The sequence below is a fragment of the Falsigemmobacter faecalis genome, assembly GCF_003863335.1.
Lineage (GTDB): Bacteria > Pseudomonadota > Alphaproteobacteria > Rhodobacterales > Rhodobacteraceae > Wagnerdoeblera > Wagnerdoeblera faecalis.
In genome coordinates, this window is sequence record NZ_RRAZ01000007.1 from 51,275 (window position 1) to 67,272 (window position 15,998).

Sequence of the window (15,998 nt, forward strand, 5' to 3'; positions counted from 1 at the left end):
CACGGCGGATATGCCGCCGCCAGCGCCCAGCATAGCGTCAAATCGGGTAATCCCGCACGCAATTCCTGCGCTATTTATGCTCTGTGGCTGCGCTGCATCACCGGACAGGCGGAAATCTTCCTGGAGCCGGGTCATCAGAACTGCTCCCAGAGGCAGGCATCACCCGCAATGCTGAAGGCCTCAAAGAACTGAGTCGCCTCAGGGGTGATTTCTCCGAAGTTCACCGGAATATCTGACATCGAGACAATGATCTGCGCGGGCACCGGACCGGTTCCGGTCGTGACCTTTGGCAGAGCAAAGCTGTTGCAGAGATATTCCATATCGGAGCTGGCAGTTTCAAAAGAGATGGCGCCGCCCTCGCGCGAGATCGCGGGGGCAATAAAGCGAAAGCGGGCACTGAGCCCCATCGGCCCCGGCTGGTTCAGGATCACATCCTGAAAGCGCACCGCCTGACCGGAGGGGACGGGGATCTGCTCCTGCCCCGAAACGGGCAGGGCAGTCCCCAGCAGAATGACAATGGCAGCAGCCCGCATGATATCCTCTCAGCTGACGGATCAGAGAGGAATGTTGTCGTGCTTTTTCCAGGGGTTCACGAGCTTTTTGTTGCGCAGGCTGGCAAAAGCCCGGGCCACACGGCGGCGGGTCGAGTGCGGCATGATCACCTCATCGATGAAGCCGCGCTCTGCCGCCACGAAGGGATTGGCGAAGCGGTCTTCATAGTCTTTGGTGCGCGCCGCGATCTTCTCTTTGTCGGCCAGCTCTGAGCGGTAGAGGATCTCAACCGCGCCCTTGGCGCCCATCACCGCGATTTCAGCGGTGGGCCAGGCGTAGTTGAAATCGCCGCGCAGGTGCTTGGAGGACATCACGTCATAAGCGCCGCCATAGGCTTTGCGGGTGATGACGGTGACCTTCGGCACCGTGGCCTCGCCATAAGCAAAGAGCAGCTTCGCGCCGTGTTTGATGACGCCGCCATATTCCTGGGTGGTGCCGGGCAGGAAGCCGGGCACATCCACAAGCGTCAGGATCGGCACCTCAAAGGCATCGCAAAAGCGCACAAACCGCGCCGCTTTGCGCGAGCTGTCGATGTCCAGGCAGCCCGCCAGCACCATGGGCTGGTTGGCGACCACGCCCACGGTCTGGCCTTCCATGCGGATAAAGCCGGTGATGATATTGCCGGCAAAATCCTTCTGGATCTCAAAGAAGTCGCCCTCATCGGCGATCTTCGTGATGAGTTCCTTCATGTCATAGGGCTGGTTCGGGTTGTCCGGGATCAGGCTGTCGAGGCTGGGCTCGACGCGCTTGGGATCATCAAAGAAGGGACGCACCGGGGCTTTTTCGCGGTTGTTGAGCGGCAGGAAGTCAAAGAGACGGCGGGTCTCAAGGATGGCTTCCACATCGTCCTCATAGGCGCCGTCTGCGACCGAGGACTTCTTGGTATGGGTCGAAGCGCCGCCGAGTTCTTCGGCTGTCACCACCTCATTGGTCACCGTTTTGACCACATCGGGGCCGGTGACGAACATATAGGAGCTGTCTTTGACCATGAAGATGAAGTCGGTCATCGCGGGGCTGTAGACCGCACCACCGGCGCAGGGGCCCATGATCAGCGAGATCTGCGGCACCACGCCCGAGGCGGTGATATTGCGCTGGAAGACTTCCGCATAGCCCGCAAGAGAGCCCACGCCCTCCTGGATCCGCGCCCCGCCCGAGTCGTTCATCCCGATCACCGGCGCGCCGTTTTGCAGCGCCATATCCATGATCTTGCAGATCTTCTGGGCATGGGTCTCTGAGAGCGAGCCGCCAAAGACGGTGAAATCCTGGCTGAAGACATAGACCTGACGGCCGTTGATGGTGCCCCAGCCGGTGATGACGCCATCGCCTGCGGGGCGGTCATTCTCCATGCCGAACTCGGTCGAGCGATGGGCGACGAACATATCGAACTCTTCAAAAGAGCCCTCATCCAGCAGCAGTTCAACCCGCTCCCGCGCGGTCAGCTTGCCTTTGGCATGCTGCGCGTCGATCCTGCGCTGGCCGCCGCCGAGGCGGGCCGCGGCGCGGCGGTCTTCAAGCTCCTGCAGGATATCTTTCATCGCATGTCCTCCGAGTGGTCCGGTTGCAACCATAGGGCAGGCGGGGGGTGCGACAAAGTGGTTTCCGGCAAATTTGCAAATAAGTAGCAGGCGTTGTGCTGCGAATTGCATATCTGCAAAGAAACCTGGCACACCGCTTCGCAAAGCGGCAGCGCAGGTTACGGGATTTTCGCCTATGGTCTTCTGTGTTCCCGAAATGATCTGGTATTTTGCTCTCGATTCAGGCAGTTATAACGCTACGCCAGGTTAACCAGTCAGCCCGCCAGCCATGAAAACCAAGACCCCCAAAAAGAAGCCGAGGCGGGTGCCCGAGCATCAGTGGGTCTATATTATGTCCAATGACTCCATGCCGGGGTTGTTGAAGATCGGCATGACCACCACCAGCCCGCAGCAGCGCAACCGTGAATTGGGCTCTGCCACCGGGGTGCCCACCCCCTTCCGGCTGGAATATTCGCTGGAGGTCAATAATGCCCGCCGGATCGAGCAGGTGATCCACAGAGAGCTTTCCGCCTACCGCGTGAACCGGCGGCGGGAGTTTTTTGAGCTGGATTTGAAGGATGCGATCCGCCGGGTGAAATCCGTGGCAAGGCCCCGCCGTCTGCCGCTCCACCGCCCCGCGATGGTGCTGAGTTATGGCTTTGAGGTGGTGACGGCGGTGGTGGTGCTCTGGCTCTTCACGGGCTGGTGGTTTGCCTATTGAGCGTTCAGCCCCGCGCCTGTGCGCATCAGGGTCCGGGAATTGCCCCCGGCGTGCGCGGCTGATGCGTCCTTCATCCGGACCTTCCGGCTATCAGCTTGTTCCTGAACGACACTAAGGCCCTGCACGCTGGCCCCTGAGCATGGAAAAGGCCCTGACGCGCGGGGCGTCAGGGCCTGATCTTTGTCCGTGCTATGGCTCAGGCGTTGTCTTTGATCAGACGTTTGGCCACGATGTCGTGGTTCAGCCAGACAACCGGGCCTTCCGGATCCGAGGCCGCGCCGAAGATCATCTTGCCGGTGGCGTTCAGCACGTGATGGCTCAGCGCATCCGAGACCAGAACCTTCAGATCCTTATGCAGGTTCACGATGTCCTGCGAGGTGCCGATGGTCTGCTCGGCCTGTCCGGGGCTGTTGGGCATCGGCCAGGCTTCAAAGTCGTAATAGGGCTGCATATCCGGATGCGCCTGGAAGTCGCGCACTTTCTGCAGCAGATCCTCCAGCGCCACGCCGTCTTTCAGCAGTTCCTGGCATTCCGCCCAGACCGCATCGGCAAAGGCACCGCCCTGTTCGTGGCGCAGTGCATCAAGCAGCGGCAGCAGCGACAGCTCCAGCCCTGCGAAAACATCCGAGGAGTTGGTGCGGATTTCCGGGCAGTTGAAGACCGTGGCTTTGATGCCCTTGTCCCAGGCCGCTTTGGCGAAATCCTCAAGGCGCATTTTGGCGTAGCCCTGGGTGTAGTTGGTATAGGTCTGCCACTTATAATCGCCCTCAATCAGCACCGAGGTGCCGTGATAGCCATAAGCGGTGTAGCGGACCTCGGCCCCCGAAGCCTCAACCCGCGCGCGGATTTTCGACGAGGCTTCCAGCAGATAGCCAAAGGTATTGGCCGAAACTTCATCGAAGTTCTGCAGGATCAGCTTGCCCAGATCGCTGTCGATCAGCGCCTGGCTCGACATATGGCGCGCGCCACGGCCTTTGTAGATGCGGTTCGCGATCACCAGGAAGACCTTCGCCTTCGGGATGCCACCGGCCATGGTATGGGCGAAGAAGACGTTTTTGCCGTCCGGGATCAGCGCATCAAGCTGCTCCATCACCTCGGCCAGCGCGGTTTTGAACCGGGTCTGGCCGATCTGACGACAGGTCTCGATGTGATCGAAATCGAGCTTGTCGTCCTGCCAGGAATCGACGGTCAGTTTTGCCAGCAGATCGGTCGGCGTCTGCCCGCCTTCCGGCGCGTCGAGATCAAAGCCCGCCATCAGCGGCACATTGATGATCCTGCCGCCGAGGTTGGCCTCTGCGGTTGCCAGTTCTTCGTCGGTCAGTTTGCGCAGCGCGTTGGTCTCGTCGCGACGGCCAACGGTGATACCGATGATGGTCATGCCTGCGGCTTTGGCTTCATTGACGAGGCCGGTGGCATAGCCACGGCCGAAAAGTTCGCCAAACAGCACGAAGACGTCACCCTGGCCGAAGAGGGTGTTCTCCTGCAGGGTCTTTTGCGGGACAGGTTGTTTCATCTTTTCCTACAAAGGCTGTCGTTTGGCCGCGAAGGTAAAGCGAACTGCGGGTCGGTGCCAGTGGTTATTGCACCGCAGGGGCTGACGCAGGGGAAGCCGGGGGCTGTCCTGGCACGGATGCGGGGGCGGGTAACCCGCTGTTTGATTGACAATCCTCGTGAAATTGCCGCCTTTAGCGTTAAAATACGCGAGCAGCCCGGCAGGTCCGGGCAAAAGGCTGAGAGGGTGAGATGGCTGAGGCATCAGGGCAACTGCCGGACGGGCGCGGCGTCCGGGTCGGAATTGACGTCGGCGGCACATTCACCGACTTCGTGCTGCATGATCCGGCGGCCGGTCGTCTGGTCTTTTTTAAAGAGCCCTCGACCCCGGATGAGCCGTCGCGCGCGCTTTTGCAGGGGCTGAGCACGCTGCTGACCCGTGAGGGGATTGCCTTTGATCAGGTCGGCGCGCTGATGCATGGCACGACCATCGGGTTGAATGCCATTATTCAGCGCAAAGGCGCGAAGATCGGGCTGATCGTCTCACGCGGGTTCCGTGATATTCTGGAAATCGCCCGCTGCCGGATGCCTTCGTCCTTTGATCTGCACGCCGATAAAGAGACCCCGCTGGTCCCGCGCGACCGCGTGGTCGAGCTGAACGCCCGGCTGAATTCCGACGGCAGCCTTGCCGCCGCCCCCGATGCCGCAGAAATCGCCGCGCTGGGTGAGGCGCTGAGGGCGATGGATCTTGATGCAGCGGCCCTGGTGACGCTGAACGGCTATCTCGACCCCGCCTTTGAAGAGGATCTGGCGGCGCAGATCGCCGAAGCCTCTGGCCTTGAGATTTCGGCAGCCGCCGTGATCTGGCCCGAGATCCGCGAATATGAGCGCGCGTTGGTTGCCTGCCTCAATGCCTATATCCAGCCCTTGATGCACCGCTATTTCGACGGGCTGATCGCGGGGCTGTCGCAGATGGGGGTGAGTGCTCCGGTGCTGGTGACCGCCTCCAACGGTGGCTCGCTCTCGGTGGCTTCGGCCCGGGCGCGCCCGGTTGAGACGGTGCTGTCGGGGCCTGCCTCCGGCGTGATGGCGGCGGTGCGGCTGGCCGAAGCGGCGCGTGCCACGGGCGATCTGACCGGGCAGGGTATCGTGACCTTTGATATGGGCGGCACCTCCTCTGATATCGCCATCGCCGGGGGGGCGACGCCGGAGCTTGCGACCCGCACCGATATTGGCGGGCTGCCGCTGGTGCTGCCGGTGGTCGATGTCTCGGCCATTGGCGCGGGGGGCGGCTCGGTGGTCTGGGTCGATCCGCATGGACTTTTGAAGGTCGGCCCGCAGAGCGCGGGGGCGGCGCCTGGTCCGGTCTGTTATGGCCGCGGTGGCACGGCTCCGGCGGTGACGGATTGCTATCTGACGCTGGGCTATATTGATCCGGCGGGTTTCCTTGGCGGGCGGATGCAGCTTGATGCCCCCGCAGCCGAAGCGGCCCTGGCGCAGATCGGCGGGAAGCTGGGCTATGAGGGCAGCCCCCGCGATATCGCCGCCCGCACGGCCGAAGGGGCGCTGGCCGTCACCACGGCAGGCATGGCCAGCGCGCTTTACAAAACCCTGGCCGAGCGCGGGCTTGATCCGCGCGGCTTTGCTCTGATGCCCTTTGGCGGCGCGGGGCCGACCCATGCCAGCCGACTCGCGGAAGAGACCGGCATTCGCCATGTCATCGTGCCGCCCGCAGCGGGCACCTTTTGTGCGCAAGGCGCTGCCGGGGCCGATCTGCGCCGCGATTTCGTGCGCAGTTTCCGCCTCGATGTGACCCCCGATCTGACCGCCGCCCTGAGTGCTGCTTTTGCTGCGCTCGAAGGCGAAGCCGCGCTCTGGCTCGATGCAGAGAACGGCACCACCCGCCCGCGCCGCTTTGAGCGGGCTGCCGATATGCGCTATCACGGCCAGGCCTATGAGCTGCGCGTGCGCCTTGAGGGCGATCTGAGCGCCGGGGCCGCCCGCGCCGCCTTTGAGGCCGAGCATAAGCGCATCTATGGCTTTGCCGACCCGCAGGGGCGTATCGCCATCGGCACCATCCGCCTCGCGGCCATCGGCCCGGCTGATCCGCTGCTGCCGCCGAAGCTGACCTCTGGTGGAGAGGCAGCCCCCAAAGGCCATCGTCCGCTCTGGCTGAAGGATCGCTGGCATGAGGCCGCGGTCTGGCGCCGTGCGGCCCTTGCTCCGGGGCTCAGCCTCAGCGGTCCTGCGGTGATTGAGCAGGACGATACCACCACCATTCTTCTGCCGGGCTGGAGCGCCCGTGTGGATGAGGCCGGAAACCTGCATCTTGAAAGGCTTACCGATGCAGCTTGATCCCGTTACCCTTGAGATCCTGAACAACAAAGTCGCGGCCATCACCGAAGAGATGTGCCTGACGCTGCAGCGCACGGGTCGCACGCTCTACGTCAAAGAGACCGCCGATTTCGCCTGTGCGCTGGCCGGGGCCGATGGCCGTTTCTTTGCCTATCCGCGCTCGATCGGGGTGTCGGGCTTTGTGGGGCTGGAATGCGCGCCGACCATCGCGGCTGTTGAGGCGATGACGGGGCCTTTGCAGCCCGGTGACGTCATTCTGACCAATGATCCTTACCTCTCCAAAGGGCTCGCCACCCATCTGCCCGATCTGCATATGATCGAGCCCTATTTCCACGAGGGCCGCATCGTCGCCTGGGGCTGGTGCTTTGTGCATTGCTCGGATGTGGGGGGGCGGGTGCCTTCATCGATCTCACCGATGAACACCGAGATCTTTCAGGAGGGGCTGCGCATCCCGCCGGTGCGGCTGATGCGTGGCGGCGAAATGGTGCCCGAAGTGCGCGCCTTCCTTGATGCGAACTCCCGCACGCCTGAGGCCAATATGGGCGATATCCGCGCCATGCTGGCCGCACTTTCCGCCGGGCGGCGCCGGGTGGAGCAGGTGGTGGCGCAGCACGGCGCGGATGTCCTGGTGCAGGCCTCGACCGATCTGGTGGCGCTGGCGGGCAAAAAGGCCCGGGCGGTGATCGCCTCGATGCCCGAGGGGGACTACAGCTTTTCGGATTACCTCGATGATGATGCGGTCAGCGATCTGCCGGTGCGGCTGGCGCTGAAGATGACGCTGAAAGACGGCGGGGTTTGTCTGGATTTCACCGGCTCTGATCCGCAGGTTCAGGCGGCGATGAATATCCCCTCGCATGGGCGGCCACATTCCTGGCTGACGCTGCGGGTGCTGGCGCTGGTCTCGACGCTGGATCCGTCGGTGCCGCTGAATGCGGGGCTTTTGAACCCGGTTTCGATCATCGCGCCGGAAGGCACCATCGTGAATCCGCTGCTGCCGGCGGCCACGGGTGTGCGCCATGCGGCGGCGGTGCGGGTCAATGACCTTCTGAACGGGGCCTTTGGTCTGGCACTGCCTGAGGCGCTGCCCGCAGCCTCCTCAGGCACCATCATCCCCGTGGTGGTGACCGAGGCTGACGGGCGCGGCGGGCGCAATGTGCAGGTGGTCGAGCCGATGATCGGCGGCACCGGCGGGCGCTTTGGTCATGACGGGGTCGACGGGCGCGATAGCGGCATCTCCAACCTTGCCAATAACCCGGTCGAAACGGTGGAGGCTGAACTTGGCGTGAGTTTCCTCAGCTATGCTCTGCGCCCCGACAGCGGCGGTGCGGGCAAATGGCGCGGCGGCGCGGGCATGGCGCTGACCTTCCGGATTGAGCGCGAGGGCTCTTTCGTGCTGGCCCGCGGGATGGAGCGTCTGAAGTTCCGGCCCTGGGGCCGCGAAGGCGGCAGCCCCGGTGCCCCTGCCGCGCTGATCGTGAATGAGGGCCGCGCCGATGAGCGCCGCCTTGGCAAGATCGACATGCTGCCGGTGAAGCGCGGCGATACGGTGACCTTCCTCACGCCGGGAGCGGGGGGCTATGGCAATCCCTTTGAGCGCACCCCCGAGGCCGTGCTGCGCGATCTGCGGGCGGGGCTCGTCAGTCCTGCGGCGGCAGAGGCAGACTACGGCGTGATCCTGCACGAGGGCGCGGTGAATGAGGCGGCGACCCTGGCGCGGCGGGCCGCAGCCCCCGCGCCTGAGGGCCGGATTGATTTCGGGCCTGAGCGGCGCAACTGGGACGGGGTCTTTGATGCGGCGCTGATGGACGGCTTTAACGCCGCACTTCTGGCCCGGCCTGCGGGCACCCGCAGCAGCCTGCGCACGGCGGCTCTGCGCGCCGCGCTGGGCGCTTTGCCCGAGGGCTTCCCAAGGCAGGCCGCGAGTGCCGCTGAGGCAAAGGCCGCCCGCGCCGCGCTTCAGGGGGTGATGGCGGATGCTTAAACGGTGCAGCGCAGCGCCGGGGCTGATGCGAGCGCCCGGGCCGCGGCTCTCAGGGGAGGGATGAGGATGTTTGCACTTCCGGTTGATCATCTTGTGGCGCTGGTCCCCGATCTTCAGGCGGCGGGCGCGGCTTTTGCGGCGGCGGGCTTCACCACCACGCCGCTGGCGCATCACAGCGCCGCCATGGGGACCGCCAATATCTGCGTGATGTTTGAGAATGGCTATCTTGAGCTGATGGGCATCCTGCAGGAGACCGAGGCCAATGAGGGCTGGCGCAGCCTGCTGGCTCTGGGGCCTGGCTTCAGGGGAGTGGCTTTCGACAGCCCCGATATTGAGGCCACGGCGCTGGCGCTTTCAGATCAGGGCCTCGCGCCTGAGCCGGTGCGCCATTTTTCGCGCCGGGTGCCGGAGGGCGCGTTGCGCTTTTCCGTCACGCGGCTGTCGCGGGCGCTGACGCCGGGGCTGCAATGCCTTTATTGTCAGCATCATACCCGCGATCTTTTGTGGCTGCCGCATCTGCTGCGCCACGCCAATGGCGCCAGAACCATGCTGGCGGCAGAGCTGCCGGCTGCGGCCTCTCTCGCGCCTTTGCAGCGGCTGGCGGCGGCAGGGCCGGGGCTTTTGCCGCTTGCCGCCGGGCCGTCGCGCCTGGTGCTGTCGGTCCCTGCGGGGGCCGGGGCCCCCTCAGAGGCCGCTCTCGCAGAGGTCCTTGCGACCTCGGGTCTTTCCCTTCAGTTCCGGTGATCTCATGCCCTCCTGGCCCGATACCCCGCCCTCACCGCTCTGGCAGCGCCTGTCCCGCGAGCGCTTCTCGGCCCCGAAACTGACCGGAGAGGCCCGCGCCGATGCCCTGGTGGTCGGCGGCGGGATCACCGGACTTTCCACCGCGCTGGCGCTGCGCGAACGCGGGCTGAGTGTGATCCTGCTGGAGGCGGCCACCATCGGCTCGGGCGCCTCGGGGCGGGCCAATGGCCAGGTGATCGGCACGCTGACGCGGATGCCGCCGGACCAGATCCGCGAGAAGATCGGCCAGCCCTTCCTGGATCTGGTGGCGGGCTCTGCGGATGACCTCTTTGCCCTGGTTGAGCGCTTTGGCATTGACTGCGATGCGCGGCGCAGCGGCTGGCTGCAGCCCGCCCACAGTCCCGGTCGCGCAAAACGCGCCGCCGGTCTGGCCGCAGGCTGGGCGCGGGCCGGAGCCGACACACAGGCGCTTAGTCGTGCAGAGGTCACCGATCTGATCGGCGCACCGGGCTATGAGGGCGGCTGGCTGCACCGCGGCGGCGGTCATATCAACCCCTATGCCTTCACCCTGGGCCTTGCGCGAGGGGTGGCCGCCGAGGGGGTGCTGATCTTTGAGACCTCTCCCGCCCTCAGCCTGACGCGTGCGGAGGGGGCCTGGCGCGTGACCACCCCTGAGGGCGCGGTGCGGGCGGCGCATGTGGTGCTGGCCACGGCGGCGCATACCGGCGATCTCTGGCCCGGCCTTGCGCAGAGCCTGGTGCCGGTGACCTCTTATCAGACGGCCACCGCGCCGCTGGGGGCGCTGGCGGCACGTATTCTGCCCGGCGATCAGGCATTTTCCGATACCCGGCAGGACCTGCGCTATATGCGCAAAGACCGTGAGGGGCGGCTGGTCTCCGGCGCGGCTCTGGCGGTGCAGATCGGGGCGAAATTCCGGCTGCCGCGCGCGGTCCGGCGGCGGTTGGGGGAGTTGTTTCCGGACCTCGCCCGCGCTGAGATGCCGGAGTTCTGGGGCGGGCGCATCGGCATGACCACTGACCGTCTGCCGCATCTGCACCGCAGGGCGGACGGGCTTGCGGCTTTTGTGGGCTGCAACGGGCGCGGCCTCGGGCTTTGCTGTGCCATGGGGCCGCTGCTGGCGGATGCGGTTCTGGGCGTGCCTGAGGCCGATCTGGCGCTGAAGCCGCAGCCGATCCAAAAGCTGCCCTTCCATGCCTTTGTCAAACGCTTTGCCCGTCTGATCCTGCCCTGGCTGCGCTGGCAGGACAGCCGCGAGGTGAAATAATTCCAAAAGCCCCCGGCGTGAGGCCGGGGGCTTTTGTTTTAAGGCCCCGGCGGGGCGGCGGGATCCGCCTGCCAGCGCCCCTTTGCGCCGCTGCTCTCATGCCAGGCGGCGATGTCGCAGGCGCGGGCGATCCAGGCGGGGGCGTCTCACGCACCTCAGACAGCAGCTTTTCCATCACGCCGCCAATGTCATAGGGATGATCGAAGCCCGAGAGCGAGCTGTCGTAAAGCTGCAGCCGCTTCAGTTCGGCCAGCATATGCGGCGTCATCTCCCAGGCGGGAGAGCGAAAGCCCTTTGGGCGCGCGCCGGTCTGACGGGCGAAAAGATCGAGCGCGCGTTCCGGGCCTTCGGTGAACTCAGCATCGCTGATCCCGGTGACGACTTCATGAAACCAGCCGTGCAGACCGACCTCATGGCCGCGTGAGATCAGCTGCGCCAGCAGATCGGGATGCGCCTCTGCCACCGATCCCGGCACATAAAAGCTGCCCGCAATCTCATAGCGGTCCAGCAGATCCGGCACCCGCCAGATCCCCTCGCGCAGACCAAAGCGGCGCTGCTCGGGATGCGAGAGGTAAAGCGGGCCGCTGCGGGCGCGATTGGCCCGGATCCAGGGGCTGTCGCTGTCGACATCCATGGAAAAGACAAAGGCCGAGGCCTTCCCCCCGGGCCAGGGGGAGGGGGCCTGCATCAGAGCCTACTGCGGCGCGCGCAGATGGCAGGCCAGGGCGGTGCCGCCAGCCCCCTGCACAAGCGGCGGCATCGACAGGCTGCAACCGGGTTCTGCGATCGGGCAACGGGTTGAGAAGACACAACCGGCGGGCGGATTGGCCGGGCTGGGCAGATCGCCGGTCAAAAGAATGCGGCTGCGGCGCGCGCGGGCCCCGGCCTGGGGCAAGGGCACCGCCGAAAGCAGCGCCTGGCTGTAGGGGTGGCGGGGCGCTGCAAAAAGCGTCTGAGCGGGGCCGCTTTCGACGATTTTGCCCAGATACATCACCGCCACGCGGTCGGCGAAATGGCGCACCACGGAAAGGTCATGGCTGATAAACAGATAGGCCAGCCCCAGCCGCTTTTGCAGATCGAGAAGCAGGTTCAAAATCTGCGAGCGGATCGAGACATCCAGCGCCGAGACCGGCTCATCAAGGACCAGCAGCTTCGGCTCGGCCGCGAGGGCACGACCGATCACCAGACGCTGGCGCTGCCCGCCGGAAAACTCATGCGGGCGGCGGGCAGCGTGATCGGGGTGAAGACCCACCATGGTCAGAAGCTCGGCCACCCGCGCGCGGATCTGCGCAGCCGTCAGCCGGCCCTGGGCCTCCAGCGGTTCTGCAAGCGATTGGCCGACGGTCATTTTCGGATCCAGTGCCGAGACCGGATCCTGCCAGACGACCTGCATCTTTGCCGCCAGTGCCCGCCGCTCAGTCGTGGTGGTGGCAGAAAGCGGCTCACCCTCAAAGAGCACCTCGCCTTCGGTGGGGCGGGTCAGACCCAGAATCGCATTGCCGAGGGTGGATTTGCCGCAGCCCGATTCCCCCACCACCGCCAGGCTTTCGCCGGGGTTCAGCGAAAAAGAGACGCCGCTGACGGCCTTGACCTCTCCGACCTGACCACCCCAGAGACCGCCGCGGATCGGATAGCGGACATGCAGATCACGGACCTCAAGAAGGGCCTGGCTCATCGGATGTCTCCTGTCCGGTCAGAATGCCAGCAGGCCGCGCGGCCCCCGGAAGCGGCGGGGATCAGCGGCGGCGCCGCCTGGCAGGCGGCATCCGCCAGCGGGCAGCGCGGCGCATAGCGGCAGCCCTCGGGCCATTTGCCGATATCAGGCACCCGCCCCTCAATCACCGGCAGCAGGCTTTGCGGCGGGGTGTCATGGCGCGGAATGGTATTGAGCAGCATCCGCGCATAGGGGTGGCTCTGGGTGGTGAAAAACGGCTCAGAGGCGTTTTCCTCAACGATATTGCCGGCATACATCACCGCCACCCGGTCCGCCGTCTCTGCCACCACGCCCATGTCATGGGTGATGAGCAGGATGGCCGTCCCGGTCTCATCGCGCAGCCGCAAGATCAGATCGAGGATCTGCGCCTGGATCGTCACATCGAGCGCCGTCGTCGGCTCATCAGCGATCAGCAGGCGCGGGCGGCAGATCAGCGCCATGGCGATCATCACCCGCTGGCACATGCCGCCCGACAGCTCAAAGGGATATTGCTTCGCGCGGGTGGCGGGATCGGGGATGCCGACTTCCGCGAGCATGGCCAAAGCCTCAGCCGCGGCCTCGCGCCTGGACAGGCCGCGGTGGCGGATCAGGCTTTCGGCGACCTGACGGCCCACGGGCATCAGCGGGTTCAGCGAGGCGAAAGGCTCCTGGAAGATGATCGACATCTCACGGCCCCGCAGCGAGAGCATCTCCCGCTCGCGCAGGCCAACAAGCTCTCGCCCGTTCAGCCTGACCGAGCCGCCCGCGATCCGCGCAACCTCAGGCAAAAGGCCCATGATGCCAAAGGCGGTCAGCGATTTGCCGCAGCCCGATTCGCCCACCAGCGACAGGATTTCACCGGGGTGAATGGCGAAGGTGACGTTTTCCACCACCGGCTGGTTGCGGATCTCAATGCGCAGATCGCGAACGTCGAGAATGGGGTCTGACATGAGCGCTCCTTACCGATGACCGGCTTCAATGCGGTCGCGGAAGTGATCGCCGATGACATTCACTGAAAGGACCAGAAGAAACAGGCAAAGCCCCGGGATGGTGGCGATCCACCAGGCCTGAGCCACATAGTTTTTGCCCACCGCCAGCATAGAGCCCCAGCTTGCCGTCGGCGGCTGCACGCCCAGCCCGAGGAAGGACAGCGAGGCCTCAAAGAGCACCATCAGCCCGAATTCCAGGGTGGCGACCACGATCAGCGCGCCGGCGATATTGGGCAGGATATGGCGCAAAATGATGCGCCAGCGGCTTACGCCGCTGAACTGCGCCAGACGCACGAAAGCAGCATTCGAGAGGCTGAGGGTCTGGCCATAAGCCACCCGGGCATAGCGCGGCCAGCGGGTCAGGGCGAGGACCACCACCACATTGGTCAGGCTTGGCCCGATGATGGCCACCGAGATGATGGCCAGCAGCAGCGCCGGGACCGAAAGCACGATATCAGCGGCGCGCATGATAAGCGTCTCCACCCAGCCGCGCCGGGTGCTGGCGATCACGCCCAGAAGCGTGCCGACAACCCCCGACAGGATCACCGAGCTGAAGGCCACCAGCAGCGAGACCCGGGCGCCATAGATCACCCGCGACAGGATATCGCGACCGATCTCATCAGTGCCCAGCAGATAGAATTTGCCCCGCGCCTCAAACCCCGGCGCTTTCAGCCGCGCCATCAGGTTTTGCGAGGCCGGATCATAGGGCGCGATCAGCGGCGCGAAGACCGCGACCAGCACAAGCACCAGCATGATCAGCAAAAAGGGCAGCAGCATGCGATGCGCGCGGGCCTGGGCCAGAAGTGCAGATGCCATCTCAGCGGCCCCCCGTCACACGAATGCGCGGATCAATCAGCCCGTAAAGCAGATCCGCAATCAGGTTCAGCAAAATAGCCGTCACCGCGCCCAGCAGCACGATGCCCTGCACCAGGGTGAAATCGCGCGCATTGATCGCCTGAACGGTCAGCTGCCCAAGGCCGGGCCAGGCAAAGACGCTTTCAACGACCACCGCCCCTGCCAGCAGATTGGCAATCTCCAGCGCTGAGATGGTCACCAGCGGGATCGAGGCATTGCGGCCGATATGGCGGATCAGAATGGTGAATTGCGACAGCCCCTTGGAGCGTCCGGTGCGGACATAGCCCTTGCCCATTTCCTCCAGCACGGCGGTGCGGGTGACGCGGGCAAAGGTCGCCATCGACAGGATCCCAAGGCTGATCGCGGGCAGGATCACGGCCTCAAAGCTCCGCGCGCCTGACGGCGGCAGCCACTTCAGCCAGACCGCGAAAATCATAATCAGAAGGATCGCGGACCAGAAGGTCGGCAGCGACTGCCCGGCAAGCGCAAGCCCGGTCGCAGCCCGCGCTTCCGCGCGTCCGCGCCGCATCGCCATGATGACGCCCAGCGGAATGCCGATGCCGCAGGCCACCAGCAGCGCGCCCGCACCAAGCCCCAGAGTATAGGGCAGGCGGCTTTTGATCAGATCCCAGACCGGCACATTCTGCACGATGGATATGCCCAGATCAAAGCGCAGCAGATCGCCCAGATAGGCGAGATATTGCACCATCAAAGGCCGGTCAAAGCCAAGCGCCACGCGCATCCGCTCAATATCCGCCGCTGAGGCATCCTGCGGCACCAGCAGCAGCACCGGATCCCCGGAGAGCCGCTGCAGAAAGAAGATCAGCGTCATCACGCCGAGAATCGCGATCAGCGATTGCAGCAGGCGCCTGACGAGAAAGAGAATCATGAGTTCACCTGACGGCTGCGACGGCTGCGGGAGGGGGCGGGGCGTCCACTCTGCACCCGGGCCCCGGATTCGAGAAAGCGCTCCAGAAGCCAGGCCTCAAGCGCGCGGTTGGCGGCTTCGAGATGCTCCAGCGCCTCATTGCGGCGCCCCTCGGTCAGGGCCTGGACAAGGCGGGCGCGCGGGGCCGGAGTGTAGCGGAGCGGCCCGGTCTCCTCAAAGAAATTCACCAGCCGCACCGAGCGGTCCCAGAGATCGCTCAGCCAGCCCTGGACCATCGGCATGCTCAGCGCTTCGGCCACGCTGTCGATGATCTCGCGCTCGGCGGCGCGGATCGCGGCTGAGCCGGTCGGATCATCGTCAAAGCGCTGCATCAGCGCCGCGTGACGCCCGGCGAGCGCCGCCAGTTTCTCGGCCGCCAGCTCATCGAGCGTGGCGGTGGTCAGGATCGGCTCCAGATGGCGACGGGCGGCGCAGACCTCGCGGATCTCGGGGGCCGAGACCGGGGTCACCCGCCAGCCACTGCGTGGGCTGGAGGAGACGAGACCACTTTCCTGCAGCGCCCTGAGCGCCGCGCGAAGCGCGCCGCGCCCCAGATGAAACTCCCGCGCCAGCACCACCTCTGAGAGACGCGCCCCCGGCGGCAGCGCGCAGGTGACAATGGCGCGCCGCAGAATGCGCGTGGCCTGCGGGCTGTCGCCCGTCATGGGAAGGACTGCGGCCTCTGCCGTAATGTGATCTGGTATCTCAGTCATGCATACTTGATGCCATTGCAAAGCGGATTTGAAAAGCCTGATGATCGTGGAAATTCCGGTCATTTCCCATGTCATCCGCATGTATAAAAAAGACAAAATCCGCATCCGAAAGGAAATTCTCTGCAGTGGGCATGTAGGGGAAAACCCTCCCTGAGAGTCGCGTAAAAAGGGAATGCC

14 protein-coding genes are annotated in these 15,998 nt (G+C 64.9%); 5 read left to right on the forward strand and 9 right to left on the reverse strand.

Annotated elements, in window-relative coordinates:
- Positions 1-134: 134 nt before the first annotated feature.
- Positions 135-533: a DUF6497 family protein gene (locus tag EG244_RS06215; RefSeq protein ID WP_124964150.1), complete on the reverse strand. Its 399-nt coding sequence runs from the start codon at positions 531-533 to the stop codon at positions 135-137.
- Between the two features lie 21 nt (positions 534-554).
- On the reverse strand, positions 555-2,087 hold the full coding sequence (locus EG244_RS06220) for an acyl-CoA carboxylase subunit beta (protein WP_124964151.1): 1,533 nt from the start codon (positions 2,085-2,087) through the stop codon (positions 555-557).
- Between the two features lie 304 nt (positions 2,088-2,391).
- On the opposite strand from EG244_RS06220, the gene EG244_RS06225 reads away from it, so the two are divergent.
- Positions 2,392-2,787, forward strand: coding sequence for a GIY-YIG nuclease family protein (locus EG244_RS06225; RefSeq protein WP_158617249.1), 396 nt, complete (start codon positions 2,392-2,394; stop codon positions 2,785-2,787).
- A 196-nt stretch (positions 2,788-2,983) separates the two neighbouring features.
- On the opposite strand, the gene EG244_RS06230 is transcribed toward EG244_RS06225, so the two are convergent.
- Positions 2,984-4,300 carry an enoyl ACP reductase FabMG family protein gene (locus EG244_RS06230; protein WP_124964153.1) on the reverse strand — a complete coding sequence of 439 codons (1,317 nt, stop codon included), beginning with the start codon at positions 4,298-4,300 and terminating at the stop codon, positions 2,984-2,986.
- A gap of 230 nt (positions 4,301-4,530) precedes the next feature.
- Here EG244_RS06230 and EG244_RS06235 point away from each other — a divergent pair, with 230 nt between their 5' ends.
- The 4 genes from EG244_RS06235 to EG244_RS06250 all read left to right on the forward strand — a co-directional run bounded on the left by EG244_RS06235 (position 4,531) and on the right by EG244_RS06250 (position 10,643).
- Positions 4,531-6,633 (forward strand): hydantoinase/oxoprolinase family protein, encoded by a 2,103-nt coding sequence (locus EG244_RS06235; RefSeq protein WP_124964154.1) that lies wholly within the window; start codon positions 4,531-4,533, stop codon positions 6,631-6,633.
- The gene (locus tag EG244_RS06240) at positions 6,623-8,614 is read left to right on the forward strand and encodes a hydantoinase B/oxoprolinase family protein (RefSeq protein ID WP_124964155.1); all 1,992 of its coding nucleotides are present in this window, start codon (positions 6,623-6,625) and stop codon (positions 8,612-8,614) included. Before EG244_RS06235 ends, EG244_RS06240 begins: the two co-directional genes overlap by 11 nt.
- A gap of 66 nt (positions 8,615-8,680) precedes the next feature.
- Positions 8,681-9,358: a VOC family protein gene (locus EG244_RS06245; protein WP_158617250.1), complete on the forward strand. Its 678-nt coding sequence runs from the start codon at positions 8,681-8,683 to the stop codon at positions 9,356-9,358.
- Positions 9,359-9,362: 4 nt separating this feature from the next.
- On the forward strand, positions 9,363-10,643 hold the full coding sequence (locus tag EG244_RS06250; RefSeq protein ID WP_124964157.1) for an NAD(P)/FAD-dependent oxidoreductase: 1,281 nt from the start codon (positions 9,363-9,365) through the stop codon (positions 10,641-10,643).
- Here EG244_RS06250 and EG244_RS06255 read toward each other — a convergent pair.
- Genes EG244_RS06255 through EG244_RS06280 form a run of 6 tightly spaced genes read right to left on the reverse strand, consistent with a single transcriptional unit; the run spans position 10,579 to position 15,821 of the window.
- Positions 10,579-11,331: a polysaccharide deacetylase family protein gene (locus tag EG244_RS06255; protein WP_124964158.1), complete on the reverse strand. Its 753-nt coding sequence runs from the start codon at positions 11,329-11,331 to the stop codon at positions 10,579-10,581. The two genes, EG244_RS06250 and EG244_RS06255, sit on opposite strands and share 65 nt — an antisense overlap.
- Before the next feature lie 6 nt (positions 11,332-11,337).
- Positions 11,338-12,318 carry an ABC transporter ATP-binding protein gene (locus EG244_RS06260; RefSeq protein ID WP_124964159.1) on the reverse strand — a complete coding sequence of 327 codons (981 nt, stop codon included), beginning with the start codon at positions 12,316-12,318 and terminating at the stop codon, positions 11,338-11,340.
- Complete coding sequence (locus EG244_RS06265) at positions 12,315-13,286, reverse strand: ABC transporter ATP-binding protein (RefSeq protein ID WP_124964160.1); 972 nt, start codon at positions 13,284-13,286, stop codon at positions 12,315-12,317. Before EG244_RS06265 ends, EG244_RS06260 begins: the two co-directional genes overlap by 4 nt.
- Positions 13,287-13,295: 9 nt before the next feature.
- Entirely contained in the window at positions 13,296-14,141 is an 846-nt protein-coding gene (locus tag EG244_RS06270; RefSeq protein WP_124964161.1) for an ABC transporter permease, read from the reverse strand.
- 1 nt (position 14,142) lies between these two features.
- Positions 14,143-15,069: an ABC transporter permease gene (locus EG244_RS06275; RefSeq protein ID WP_124964162.1), complete on the reverse strand. Its 927-nt coding sequence runs from the start codon at positions 15,067-15,069 to the stop codon at positions 14,143-14,145.
- Complete coding sequence (locus EG244_RS06280; protein ID WP_158617251.1) at positions 15,066-15,821, reverse strand: GntR family transcriptional regulator; 756 nt, start codon at positions 15,819-15,821, stop codon at positions 15,066-15,068. Before EG244_RS06280 ends, EG244_RS06275 begins: the two co-directional genes overlap by 4 nt.
- Positions 15,822-15,998: the final 177 nt, after the last annotated feature.

Coding starts and splice junctions, on each gene's coding strand:
- EG244_RS06215 (WP_124964150.1), bottom strand. CDS start 533: ATGCGGGCTGCTGCCATTGTCATTCTGCTGGGGACTGCCCTGCCCGTT.
- EG244_RS06220 (WP_124964151.1), bottom strand. CDS start 2,087: ATGAAAGATATCCTGCAGGAGCTTGAAGACCGCCGCGCCGCGGCCCGC.
- EG244_RS06230 (WP_124964153.1), bottom strand. CDS start 4,300: ATGAAACAACCTGTCCCGCAAAAGACCCTGCAGGAGAACACCCTCTTC.
- EG244_RS06235 (WP_124964154.1), top strand. CDS start 4,531: ATGGCTGAGGCATCAGGGCAACTGCCGGACGGGCGCGGCGTCCGGGTC.
- EG244_RS06240 (WP_124964155.1), top strand. CDS start 6,623: ATGCAGCTTGATCCCGTTACCCTTGAGATCCTGAACAACAAAGTCGCG.
- EG244_RS06245 (WP_158617250.1), top strand. CDS start 8,681: ATGTTTGCACTTCCGGTTGATCATCTTGTGGCGCTGGTCCCCGATCTT.
- EG244_RS06250 (WP_124964157.1), top strand. CDS start 9,363: ATGCCCTCCTGGCCCGATACCCCGCCCTCACCGCTCTGGCAGCGCCTG.
- EG244_RS06255 (WP_124964158.1), bottom strand. CDS start 11,331: ATGCAGGCCCCCTCCCCCTGGCCCGGGGGGAAGGCCTCGGCCTTTGTC.
- EG244_RS06260 (WP_124964159.1), bottom strand. CDS start 12,318: ATGAGCCAGGCCCTTCTTGAGGTCCGTGATCTGCATGTCCGCTATCCG.
- EG244_RS06265 (WP_124964160.1), bottom strand. CDS start 13,286: ATGTCAGACCCCATTCTCGACGTTCGCGATCTGCGCATTGAGATCCGC.
- EG244_RS06270 (WP_124964161.1), bottom strand. CDS start 14,141: ATGGCATCTGCACTTCTGGCCCAGGCCCGCGCGCATCGCATGCTGCTG.
- EG244_RS06275 (WP_124964162.1), bottom strand. CDS start 15,069: ATGATTCTCTTTCTCGTCAGGCGCCTGCTGCAATCGCTGATCGCGATT.
- EG244_RS06280 (WP_158617251.1), bottom strand. CDS start 15,821: ATGACTGAGATACCAGATCACATTACGGCAGAGGCCGCAGTCCTTCCC.